At 72.5% G+C, this 12,299-nt stretch carries 8 protein-coding genes; 7 read left to right on the top strand and 1 reads right to left on the bottom strand.

Translation table 11 applies throughout. The annotated features are described in order from the left end of the window. Positions 1–86: 86 nt before the first annotated feature. The gene (locus tag ACFWOG_RS19465; protein ID WP_329880282.1) at positions 87–1,034 is read right to left on the bottom strand and encodes a terpene cyclase; all 948 of its coding nucleotides are present in this window, start codon (positions 1,032–1,034) and stop codon (positions 87–89) included. Between the two features lie 293 nt (positions 1,035–1,327). On the opposite strand from ACFWOG_RS19465, the gene ACFWOG_RS19460 reads away from it, so the two are divergent. The 7 genes from ACFWOG_RS19460 (at position 1,328) to ACFWOG_RS19430 (ending at position 12,257) form a co-directional block, all read left to right on the top strand. Continuing rightward, entirely contained in the window at positions 1,328–4,372 is a 3,045-nt protein-coding gene (locus ACFWOG_RS19460) for an ATP-binding protein (RefSeq protein ID WP_380359850.1), read from the top strand. A gap of 276 nt (positions 4,373–4,648) precedes the next feature. Continuing rightward, positions 4,649–5,731, top strand: coding sequence for an aldose epimerase family protein (locus ACFWOG_RS19455; RefSeq protein ID WP_380359848.1), 1,083 nt, complete (start codon positions 4,649–4,651; stop codon positions 5,729–5,731). 313 nt (positions 5,732–6,044) lie between these two features. Beyond that, on the top strand, positions 6,045–7,322 hold the full coding sequence (locus tag ACFWOG_RS19450; protein WP_380359846.1) for an extracellular solute-binding protein: 1,278 nt from the start codon (positions 6,045–6,047) through the stop codon (positions 7,320–7,322). A gap of 152 nt (positions 7,323–7,474) precedes the next feature. Beyond that, entirely contained in the window at positions 7,475–8,476 is a 1,002-nt protein-coding gene (locus ACFWOG_RS19445) for a sugar ABC transporter permease (RefSeq protein WP_329880276.1), read from the top strand. A 37-nt stretch (positions 8,477–8,513) separates the two neighbouring features. Continuing rightward, positions 8,514–9,428, top strand: coding sequence for a sugar ABC transporter permease (locus tag ACFWOG_RS19440; protein ID WP_380359844.1), 915 nt, complete (start codon positions 8,514–8,516; stop codon positions 9,426–9,428). Positions 9,429–9,505: 77 nt separating this feature from the next. Then, positions 9,506–11,212: an alpha-amylase family glycosyl hydrolase gene (locus ACFWOG_RS19435; protein ID WP_329880274.1), complete on the top strand. Its 1,707-nt coding sequence runs from the start codon at positions 9,506–9,508 to the stop codon at positions 11,210–11,212. A 25-nt stretch (positions 11,213–11,237) separates the two neighbouring features. After that, positions 11,238–12,257: a LacI family DNA-binding transcriptional regulator gene (locus ACFWOG_RS19430; protein WP_380359842.1), complete on the top strand. Its 1,020-nt coding sequence runs from the start codon at positions 11,238–11,240 to the stop codon at positions 12,255–12,257. Positions 12,258–12,299: the final 42 nt, after the last annotated feature.

Below are 12,299 nucleotides of genomic sequence, written 5' to 3'. Positions count from 1 at the left end.
GCCGGGGGCGCGCACCGTGGGGCGCCGACCGTCGACACCGGATCGGGACGGCCCGGTGGCGGGCGGCGAGGGGCCGCCAGGGGCGGCTAGGCGGCCTGGTAGCGCCCCGTGCGGCGCTCCCAGCTCAGGTATCCGGCCAGCCAGGTGAGGAGGCCGTCGGCGTACCGCTGGGCGAGGCTCCGTTCGACCCGGGCGAGGCCGAGTTCCCGGTGCACGTCGGGCAGCCGGTCGTGGAGTCCCCGGCAGCGTTCCACCATCAGCTGCGCCTCCCCCATCACCACGGAGCAGGCCTCCTCGGCCGAGCAGTTCCGTTCCCGCTGCACGATCATCACCAGGTTGTTGACGTCGCCGCGCGGGGCCTCCAGCGGGTACGACCGCACGTCGTTGGTGAGCGACGGGATGTCGGCGGCGAGCTGGCGGAGCTGGCGCAGCACCGGGTGGTGCAGGACGGCCGGGGGGACCTCGAAGTGGCCGAGCCGTTCGACCATGTCGAAGATGGTCTCCATGGCGGCGGTCCCGCGCCGCAGGACCAGGTACCCGTCGCGGTCCGGTGGTCGTGGGGAGATCCGGCCGGCCGCCTCGGCGGGGTGACTGGCGAGGTACCACTCCCAGTTGTACGCGGCGCGCGCCTGCCAGCGCGCGGGCATGCCCTGGGCGCTGCGCTCCCAGAGGTCGGCGAAGGCGGTCTCGACGGCGGAGTCCGGGTGGGGGCGGGCGCCGTGCAGGACGGAGATCAGCCGGTCACAGATCGGCGCGACCTCGGTGGGGCGGCGGCCGAGCGGTCCGTCGAACTGATCGTCGAACAGGAAGTAGAAGCCCATCAGGTCTGCGGCCAGGGCGAGTTCGTCGGGACCGGCGTCGGGGTAGCCGAGGGCGGCGAGGTCGACCACCTCCCAGTGCGCGTACGACGGGTGGGTCGGGTCCGGCAGCAGCGGGTGACGGGTCAGCCAGGCGCGGTGCAGTTCGGTGGCGTACGGCCCGTGGGGGCTGCGACGGTGCGGGAACGGAATCTGAAGTGAGGTGTCGTCAGACATCGGACTCCCGGGGCGGCGAGGGGTGGGGGTGCTGGCGGTACTGGGCGTGACGGTGGGGGAGTTGAGGAATTTCGGCCGTGCGGGAAATGCGGCTGTGCCATGATCAACCCACTACGCGGGGCGTAGAGTATCTGATGCAATGATCGGACGTTAGGGATATAGGGCAATTGCCCTTGGCAAGGCCTTCGAACCCTCGATCTCGGCCCCGGCCTGCGTGAATGGATTCCACCCCGCCTCCGGCGGCGCTAACCTCGGCTCCACGGGCAGGGATCGGCGAGGCGGAGGGCGCGACGGTGACCGAGCGGGACAACGAATTCCGGGCGGAGGCGGTGCCCGGCGGACCGGAGGCGGCGGCTGCCCCGAACCGGGTCAGGTTGCGTGACCGCGACGCCGAACTCCGCTCGGCCGAGGCCGCCGTGGACAAGCTCTGCCGCGAGTTCGCCGCCGGCGGCACCGAGATCGGCGAACTGCTCACCTTCTCCGGCCGGCCCGGCATCGGCAAGACCACCCTGCTGCACGAGGTCCGACGCCTCGCCAAGCTGCGCCCGGGCGCCACCGTGCTCTTCGCCCGCGGCGGCGAGCGCCAGTTCAACGAGCCCTACCACGTCCTGCGGCAGCTGCTCCAGCCCGTGCTCGGCAGTCTGAAACCCGGAGAGTTCCGCCAGGTGATGGGCACCTGGGAGGAGGTCGTCGGCCCGGCGATGGGCCTCAAGCAGCCCAAGCAGGGCGCCCGCCGCCTCGACCCGCAGGGCGTCCGTGACGGCCTCGACTACGTCCTCACCCAGCTCGCCCCGCGCCGCGCCCCGCTCGTGATGATCGTCGACGACCTGCACTGGGCCGACCTCGAATCGCTCGCCTGGCTCTCCCAGTTCGCCGTCCGGGCCCGCGAGCTCCCGGTCCTGCTCGTCTTCGCCTACCGGGACGACATCGCCGACTGGCCGACGGAGTCCCAGGACCACCACAGCGCCGTCACCGGACTCGCGACCCGCAAGCACGAGTTGAGCCGTCTCTCGCTCGTCGCCGTGACCGACATGATCCGTGCCGAACTCGGCGACCGGGCCGAGGACGCCTTCTGCTACGAGTTCTGGAACGTCGTCAACGGCAACCCGTTCGAGGTCGTCGCCCTGCTCGACCAGGTCCGCGACCAGGAGCTGGATCCGGTCGAGGAGAACTCCCACCAGCTGCGCGAACTCGCCGTCGACGCCACCGGGATGACCCTCAAGAGCTGGCTGGACCGGCTCGGCGCCACCACCCTGCGGTTCGCGTGGGCCGCCGCCATGCTCGGCACCGACATCCGGCAGGACCTCGCCGCCCGGATCTCCACCCAGAGCGGCGAGGGCGCCCGCGAGTCCATCAAGGCGCTGCGCAAGCAACGGGTGCTCACCCAGACCCCGAACGGCAACCTCGAGTTCGTCCACCCGCTGATCGCCAGCTCGATCTACAACACCATGCCGGAGGCCACCCGGACCGGCATGCACGGCGTGGCCGCCGCCGAGATCGAGAACGCCGGGCTCGGTCTGCTCGCCGCCTCCCGCCACCTGGTGGAGACCTTCGCGGGCGAGGGCGACGACCGCACCGTCCGCAAGCTCCGCCGGGCCGCCGCCGAACACCTGCTGATCGGCGCACCCGAGGCCGCCCAGCGCTGCCTCCACCGCGCACTGGCCGAGCCGCCGGACGACCTGGACCGCGCCGAGGTGCTGTACGAGCTCGGTTGCTCCGCGCTGCGCACCGACCCGATCGCCACCGTCAACCAGCTGAAGCTCGCCCTCGACCCGGAGGAGGGTCCGCTGCGCGCCTCGCTGCGGGTGGACGCCACCTTCCGGCTCTCGGAGGTGCTCGCCCACAGCGGCGAACTGCGCCAGGCCGCCGTGGTCTGCCAGGAGGAGGCCGAGCGCACCGTCTCCGATCCGGCGGGACGGCTCAGGCTGGAGGCCGCCTCGTTCATGTGGCACGCCTACCGCAAGTCCGAGGAGGACGGCCCGGCCCGCTCCGCCCGGCTGGGTGCGCTCTGCGACAGCCTCTCCGGGCGGGACGCGGCCGACCGGGCCGTCCTCGCGATGCGCGCCTGGGACCTCACCCTGCGCGGCGAGCCGTCCGCCGAGGCGCTGCGGTACGCCGACGACGTCCTCGACAACGGCCGGCTGCCCAAGGGCCTGGGCTGGACCGACAACACCTGGGGCTTCGAGCTGCCCGCCACCCTCGGCCTCTCCTACACCTACAACGACCGGATCGCGCAGGCCGAGCGGCTCTTCTCGGACGCCATCATCCAGTTCGAGGTGGCCGGCTGGAGCGGTGCCCACCGGGGCTTCGCCTACTTCCTGATGGGCCTGGCCCGGTTCCGGCGCGGCCTGCTCGCCGAGGCCGAGGACTTCCTGCGCCGGGCGCTGCGGCTCTCCGAGCGGATCGGTCCCAAGCTGCCGCTGGCCTGGGACGCGGTGGGTGTACTGGTCGACACCCTGATCGCCCGCGGCCGGCCCCGGGAGGCCTGGGACCTCGCCATCGGCTTCGGTTTCCACCCGCCGTACCACGCCACCGCGATGGTGCTGCCGGACGCGGCCTCGCTGTACGGCAAGCTGCTGCTCGCCGTGGACCGGCCCGCCGGTGCGGCCGCCGCGCTCACCGAGGCCGGTGCCCAGCTGGACCTGCGGGGCTGGCACAACACGGTCTGGGCGCCGTGGGCCGGGCACCTGGCGATCGCCCTGGCCGGGGACGAGCCGGAGCGCGCCCGGGCGTACGCCCGGAGGTCCGTCGCGGACGCCGAGCGGTTCGGCACCGCCTCGGCGATCGGCACCGCGCTGCGGCTGTACGCCCAGATCGAGGACGGCCAGCAGGCGGTCGAGCTGCTGGAACGGGCCGTGGCGCACCTCGGGCAGTCGCCGGCCGGTTACGAGCACGCGGTGGCGCTGGTCGACCTCGGGGCCGCGCTGCGCCGGGTCGGACGGCTGGAGGACGCCCAGGAGTACCTGTACCAGGGGATCGAGCTGGCACAGCACTGTGCGGCCGACGGGCTGGTCGACCGGGCCCGGCGCGAGCTGGCCAACTACGGGCTGCGGCCCAACCGCCTGGGCGACGTCCGGGAGATGCTCAGCCAGCCCGAGTGGGACGTCGCCCGGCAGGCCGTCCGCGGCGTGCCGCCGCAGCGGATCGCGGAGACGCTGGACCTCCCGCTCAGCCTGGTCAACCGCCGGCTGGCCGCGGTCTACCGGAAGGCCGGCAGCGGCCCGGACGGCCTGGCCGCCGCGCTCGGCCTGCCGCCCGGTCAGCGGGACGCCGCCGGGGCGGACGGTCTTGGGCCGGACGGACTCCGGCTCGACGGCGACCTCCCCGGCGGGACGTGACCGGACCGGGCACCGGTGGCACGGGCATCGCCGGCACGGGCACCGGCGGTGCGGCGGTCGGCGGGGAGAGCGCGTAGCGGACGGCGGGCGCGCGGCGTCGGCGCGTCCGTCGGCGGGTGAGGTGTCGGGCGGCGCGCGGAGGCTTCATGAGCGCCCCCGCCATGGTGCTCCTCGTTAGGCTTTCGCCCACGGGGGCCCGCCGAGGCGCAGTCCCCCGGACGGGACCCGGAACCAGCGCGGGGGCGGTGCACCGCCCCCGCAAGTGAGGAGCAGGCCATGGCGACGCCCCCGGCGAACGGGCCGCAGGCGACCACCGTGCGGCACGAGCCTTTCGAGCCCGCGGGTGCGGGCGCCGCCATCGAGCGCTGGACCCTGCAGGCCGGCCCGTACGAGGCGAGCGTGCTCTCCCTCGGTGCCACCCTGCACACCCTGGTCGCGCCCGACCGGCAGGGCCGTCCGGCGCAGCTGCTGCTCTCCACGGACCGGCTCACCGAGATCCTCGGCCCGGCCCGGCACTACGGCACCGTGGTCGGCCGGTACGCCAACCGGATCGACCGCAGCGCGGTCACCGTCGGGGGCGAGGAGTTCCCGCTGGCCCCGACCGGCAACGGAGTGACCCTGCACGGCGGCCCGGACGGGTTCGCGCACCGGATGTGGGCGGCCGAGGAGCTGCCCGCCGGCGTGCGGCTGCGGCTGCACAGCCCGGACGGCGACCAGGGCTTCCCGGGCGCGCTCGACGTCACCGTCGACTACACGCTCGCCCCGTCCGGGGAGCTGACCGTCGAGTACCGCGCCGTCACGACCGCGCCGACCGTGATCAACCTCACCAACCACGCCTACTTCAACCTGGCGGGGGAGGGCACCGGGGACGTCCTCGGCCATCTGCTCACCCTGGACGCGGACGGCTACACGCCCGCCGACGAGCGGCAGATCCCGTACGGCAGGGTCGAGCCGGTGGCCGGTACGCCGTTCGACTTCACCACCGCCCGGCCGATCGGCAAGTCCGTGCACGACGAGCACCCGCAGCTGACCGGTCCCGGCGGGTACGACCACAACTGGGTGCTCCGCGCGCGTCCGGCCGACGGCGACCCGGTCCGGGCCGCCCTGCTGGAGGACCCGGTCAGCGGCCGCACCCTGGAGGTGCTGACCACCGAGCCGGGTCTCCAGGTCTACACGGCCAACGCGTTCCAGGGGGCGGTGACCGGCGCGAGCGGGGTGCCGTACGGGCCGTTCGCCGGGGTCGCGCTGGAGACCCAGCACTTCCCGGACTCCCCGCACCACCCGGAGTTCCCGAGCACCGTGCTCCGCCCGGGGGAGGAGTTCCGCTCGGTCACGGTGCTGCGACTGGGCGTCTCCTGACCCCGCCGCTGCAAGCGGATTTCACCGGTTTTCAGTACGGAGGGTGGCCCCGGCGGCTTCGGTCGGCCGGGGCGAACCGGACATAGCGCCACAACTTCCACACCTGTCAACTACCGTGCGGCAACGTGAAGGACACGTGGGCGTAACGATCGCCGTTTCTTGCAGAAACTTGCTGCAAGGGCTTTCCGCGGTGATTGCCCCGCTGTTAACTTCCTTCCGAGCCCGACGGCAGCAACGGTGCGGTCGGCGCGAGGCAGCCATTATGCGCCTGCCTCCCTACATCTCGGGCACCCCCACCCTCCAAGGAGTTCTCATGCGGCGTGGCATCGCGGCCTCTGCCCTCGTTGTGGCCCTCGCGGTCTCGATGGCTGCCTGTGGCAGCAGCGGCTCCAGCTCGGACGGCAAGGCCGACGGGCCGGTCACCCTCACCTACTGGGACACGTCGAACGCCACCAACGAGGCGCCGAACTACCAGGCGCTCGTCAAGAAGTTCGAGGCCGCCAACCCGGGCGTCAAGGTCGACTTCGTCAACGTGCCCTTCGACCAGGCGCAGAACAAGCTCCAGACCGCGATGGGGGCCAAGGGCGCTCCGGACGTCTTCCGCTCCGAGGTCGGCTGGACCGCCGCCTTCGCCAAGGCCGGCTTCCTGGAGCCGCTGGACGGCACCCCGGCCGCCGCGGACGTCGCCGGCTTCCAGCCCAGCCTGATCCAGCAGGCCAAGTACGAGGGCAGGCTCTACGGTGTCCCGCTGGTCACCGACACCCTCGGCCTGCTGTACAACAAGGAGCTCTTCGCCAAGGCCGGCATCACCGCCGCCCCCGCCACCTGGGACGAGCTGAAGACCGCCGCCGCCGCGGTCAAGGAGAAGGCCGGCGTCGACGGCTTCTGGCTGAAGGCCGCCGACGGCTACTACGCGATGCCGTTCCTGTTCGGCGAGGGCACCGACACCGTCGACGCCAAGGGCAAGAAGATCACCGTCACCTCGCCCGAGGCGGCCAAGGGCATCGAGACCTACAAGACGCTGTTCACCTCGCCCGGCACCGCCAAGGCCGACGTCACCACCGACGCCTACGCGCACATGATGGACGCCTTCAACAGCGGCAAGGTCGCGGCGATCATCCAGGGCCCGTGGGAGATCACCAACATCTACAAGGGCACCGCCTTCGCCGACAGGACCAACCTCGGCATCGCCCCCGTCCCCGGCGGCTCCGCGGGCCAGGCCGGCGCCCCCACCGGCGGCCACAACATCTCCGTCTACGCCGGCGCCGACAAGGCCCACAAGGACGCCGCCGAGAAGTTCGCGGCCTTCATGACCTCGGCCGAGAGCCAGGCGTTCGTCGCGCAGAAGAACTCCACCCTGCCGACCCGCACCGACGCCTTCACCCCCGAGGTCAAGGCCGACCCCGGCATCGCCGGCTTCCAGGCGGTCCTCTCCAGCGCCAAGCCGCGTCCCGAACTGCCCGAGTACAGCTCGCTGTTCGCCTCGCTGGGCACCAACCTCGGCAAGATCGTCCAGGGCACCTCGACCCAGGACGGCCTGAACACCGTCGCCACCGACTACGCCAAGCTCCTCCCGGGCTTCGCCAAGTAGTCCTCCCCGTAGCCGTCCGGCCCGCCGCCACCCCCCCCCCCCCCCCGGGCCGCCCGCCCCGCCCCCCCCCCCCCCGCGCGGGCCGGACGGCCGGACCCGTAGCAGCAGTCGCCGAAGCGAGGCGGCGGACCTCCCCGAGAAGGTGTCGAACAATGTCAGTCGCCGTGCAGGGCGCCACCGGCAAGGGCAGCCGGGAGCGCGATCCGCGACCGGGCCTGATGGAGCGCCTGAAGCGCTCGTACGCCAAGCACTGGTACGCCTACGCGATGATCGCGCCGGTCGTGCTGGTGCTCGGCGTGCTGGTGCTCTACCCGCTCGCCGAGGGACTCTGGCTCACCCTCACCGACGCCAACAGTCTCAACGTCGCCCGCAAGATCGGCGCCAACGAGATCCCGGCCTCCTACACGTTCGTCGGCTTCGACAACTACGCCGACATCCTCTGGGGCCCCGGCTCGTACGACCGCTTCTGGTCGCACTTCGTCTGGACCATCGCCTGGACGGCGCTCTGCGTCGGCCTGCACTACACCATCGGCCTCGGCCTCGCCCTGCTGCTCAACCAGAAGCTGCGCGGCCGGGCCGTCTACCGGATGCTGCTCATCCTTCCCTGGGCCGTGCCGACCTTCGTCACCGTGTTCTCCTGGCGCCTGATGCTCGCCGACGGCGGAGCCGTCAACGGCGTGCTGTCCGCCCTGCACCTGCCCGAACCCGGCTGGCTGGACGACCCGACCGCCCAGAAGGCCGCGGCCGTCCTGGTCAACACCTGGGTCGGCGTGCCGTTCATGATGATCTCGCTGCTCGGCGGCCTCCAGTCGATCCCGGCCGAGCTGTACGAGGCGGCCGAGATGGACGGCGCCACCGCCTGGCAGCGGTTCCGGCACGTCACCCTGCCGGGACTGCGCACCGTCTCCTCCACCGTGGTGCTGCTCGGCGTGATCTGGACGTTCAACCAGTTCGCCGTCATCTTCCTGCTGTTCGGCAACGGCGCGCCCGACGCCCAGCTGCTGGTCACCTGGGCGTACCGGCTCGGCTTCGGCCAGCAGCCCCGGGACTACGCGCAGTCCGCCGCCTACGGCGTCATCCTGCTCTCGATCCTGATCGTCTTCACCGCCTTCTACCGCCGCTGGCTCGCCCGCAACGAGCAGGCGAACGGCTGACCCGGCCCACCCAGCGACCACGAAGGCAGGCATCCCGATGAGCAGCACCACCACCGACCGCCCCACCCCCTTCGCCGCGCGCCCCGCGGCCCCGGCCGCCCGGCCGGCCAGGGTCCGCCGGCGCGGCGAACCCTCCCCGCTCGGCAAGGCCCTCGCGCACGGCACGCTGATCCTGGCCAGCCTGGTCGCACTGTTCCCGGTGGCGTGGATCCTCTACGTCTCGCTCGGCCCGGACAAGACCGACTACCTCCACCCCGGCGAGATCATGGACAAGCTGACGCTGTCCAACTACCGCACGGTGCTGTTCGACACCGACTTCGTCCACTGGTTCGGCAACGCCTTCCTGGTCTCCGGCGCCACCACCGTGGTGGGCGTGCTGATCGCCGCCTCCACCGGCTACGCCGTCTCCCGGATGCGCTTCCCCGGCCACCGGCCGCTGATGTGGTCGCTGCTGGTCACGCAGATGTTCCCGATCGCGGTGCTGATCGTGCCGATGTACACGATCCTCTCCCAGCTCGGTCTGCTGGACAGCTACCTGGGCCTGATCCTGGTCTACTCCACCACCACCGTGCCGTACTGCGCCTGGCTGCTGAAGGGCTACTTCGACACGATCCCGGTGGAGATCGACGAGGCCGGCCGGGTCGACGGGCTCAGCCCGTTCGGCACCTTCTGGCGGCTGGTGCTGCCGCTCGCCCGCCCGGGCCTGGCGGTGGCCGCGTTCTACTCCTTCCTGACCGCCTGGGCCGAGGTCGCCTTCGCCTCCACCTTCATGCTCAGCTCCGACAAGTACACGCTGGCCGTCGGCCTGCAGACCTTCGTCAGCGAGCACGACGCCCAGTGGAACCTGATGGCCGCCACCGCGGTGCTGATCGCGATCCCGTCGTCGGTCCTCTTCTACCTGGTGCAGCGCCACCTGGTGACCGGTCTGACCGCCGGCGCCTCCAAGTCCTGAGCGCGCCCGGACCGCCGCTCCCCGCGCCCGACCGATCCTCCGATCCCCGCTCCTCTGATCCCCGAGGGATACCGTCCATGACCCAGAACCTGGCCGACACCTCCCGGCCCGCCGCCGACGCCACCGCTCACGAGGCCGGTGCCGGCGCGGACAGAGGCTGGTGGCGGGACGCGGTCATCTACCAGGTGTACCCGCGCAGCTTCGCCGACTCCAACGGAGACGGCATGGGCGACCTGCCCGGAATCCGCAGCCGCCTGCCCTACCTGCGCGACCTCGGCGTGGACGCCGTCTGGCTCTCGCCGTTCTACGCCTCCCCGCAGGCCGACGCCGGCTACGACGTCGCCGACTACCGCGCGGTGGACCCGATGTTCGGCACCCTGATGGACGCCGACGCGCTGATCCGCGACGCGCACCGGCTGGGCCTGCGGATCATCGTCGACCTCGTCCCCAACCACTCCTCCGACCAGCACGAGTGGTTCAAGCGCGCGCTGCGCGAGGGTCCCGCCTCCCCGCTGCGCGACCGCTACCACTTCCGCCCCGGCAAGGGCGCGAACGGCGAACTGCCGCCCAACGACTGGGAGTCCATCTTCGGCGGCCCGGCCTGGACCCGGACCGAGAACCCGGACGGCACCCCCGGCGACTGGTACCTGCACCTGTTCGCCCCGGAGCAGCCCGACTTCAACTGGGAGAACCGGGCCGTCGCCGACGAGTTCCGCTCCATCCTCCGGTTCTGGCTGGACATGGGCGTCGACGGCTTCCGCATCGACGTCGCCCACGGCCTGGTGAAGGCCCCCGGCCTGCCCGACCTCGGCGGCTCCGACCAGCTCAGGCTGCTCGGCAACGACGTCATGCCGTTCTTCGACCAGGACGGCGTGCACGAGATCTACCGCAGCTGGCGGAAGATCCTCGACGAGTACCCGGGGCAGCGGATCGGCGTCGCCGAGGCGTGGACCCCGACCGTCGAGCGCACCGCCAACTACGTCCGCCCCGACGAACTGCACCAGGCCTTCAACTTCCAGTACCTGGGCACCTCCTGGGACGCCGCCGAGCTGCGCGCGGTGATCGACCTCTCGCTCGACTCGATGCGCCCGGTCGACGCCCCCACCACCTGGGTGCTCTCCAACCACGACGTCACCCGGCACGCCACCCGGTTCGCCAACCCGCCCGGCCTCGGCACCCAGATCCGCACCGCCGGCGACCGCGCGCTCGGCCTGCGCCGGGCCCGCGCCGCCACCCTGCTGATGCTCGCGCTCCCCGGCTCCGCCTACGTCTACCAGGGCGAGGAGCTCGGCCTGCCAGACGTCACCGACCTGCCCGACGAGGTCCGTCAGGACCCGTCGTTCTTCCGCAAGGCCGGCCAGGACGGCTACCGCGACGGCTGCCGCGTCCCGATCCCGTGGTCCGGCACCGAGGCCCCGTACGGCTTCGGCCCGACCGCCGGCGGCCCCAGCTGGCTGCCGCAGCCCGCCGAGTGGGCCGGGCTCAGCGTCGAGGCGCAGACCGGCGACCCGACCTCCACCCTGGAGCTGTACCGCTCCGCACTGGCCGTCCGCCGGGCCCGGGCCGAGCTCGGTGCCGGCACGGGGGTCGAGTGGCTGGAGAGCCCGGAGGGCACCCTGGCGTTCCGCCGCGGCGCGTTCGTCTGCACGGTGAACACGACCGCCGGCCCGGTCCGGATACCGGTGCCCGGCCGGCTCCTGCTGAGCTCCGCCGGCGCCGACCCGCTGATCGACGGCGGCGGGACGGTGCTCGCACCGGACAGCACCGACTGGTGGGCGGTCTGACGTGGTTGCAATAGGCTCTGGGACCGTGACTACGGCGCGACTCTCAGACATCGCGGCGCAGGCGGGGGTCAGCGAGGCCACCGTCTCCCGCGTGCTCAACGGCAAGGCGAACGTCTCGGCCGCCACCAGGCAGACCGTGCTGGCGGCACTCGACGTGCTCGGGTACGAGCGGCCCACCCGGCTGCGCCAGCGCAGCGCGGGCCTGATCGGGCTGATCACCCCGGAGCTGAGCAACCCGATCTTCCCCGCGCTGGCCCAGGTGATCGAGCAGGTGCTGAGCCGGCACGGCTACACGCCGGTGCTCTGCACCCAGACGCCGGGCGGCTCCACCGAGGACGAACTGGTGGAGATGCTGGTCGACCGGGGGGTGGCGGGCATCGTCTTCGTCTCCGGCCTGCACGCGGACACCACCGCCGACCACGACCGGTACGCCCGGCTGGCCGGCCGCGGGGTGCCGTTCGTGCTGATCAACGGGTACAGCGAGAAGATCGACGCGCCGTTCATCTCGCCGGACGACCGGGCCGCGATGTGGATGGCCGTCCAGCACCTGGCCGAACTCGGCCACGAGCGGATCGGGCTGGCCGTCGGGCAGCGCCGGTACGTGCCCGTGCTGCGGAAGATCGAGGGGTTCACCGCCGCCCTGTGCGAGGTGCTCGGGCGCACCCGGGAGGAGGCCGAGGGCCTCGTCCACCACACCCTGTTCAGCGTGGAGGGCGGCCACGCGGCGGCCGGCGCGCTGCTCGACAAGGGCTGCACGGCGATCGTCTGCGGCAGCGACATGATGGCGCTCGGCGCGATACGGGCCGTCCGGCAGCGGGGCCTGACGGTGCCGCAGGACGTCTCGGTGGTCGGGTTCGACGATTCGCCGCTGATAGCGTTCACCGAGCCGCCGCTGACCACCATCCGCCAGCCGGTGGAGGCGATGGCCACCGCCGCGGTGGACGCCCTGCTGGAGGAGGTCGGCGGAAACGCCGCCCAGCGCGGGGAGTTCATGTTCCAGCCCGAGCTGGTGATGCGCGGCTCGACCGGCGCATGCGCGCGCTGACGGATCGGTCGAAGGGCCGGGGTCCGGGTGCAGGCCGCTCCG

It is taken from the genome of Kitasatospora sp. NPDC058406 (assembly GCF_042722765.1).
In the GTDB taxonomy this organism is placed as follows: domain Bacteria; phylum Actinomycetota; class Actinomycetes; order Streptomycetales; family Streptomycetaceae; genus Kitasatospora.
The sequence above is the reverse complement of the archived record's forward strand: the minus strand, read 5'-3'. Positions and strand labels throughout refer to the sequence as shown.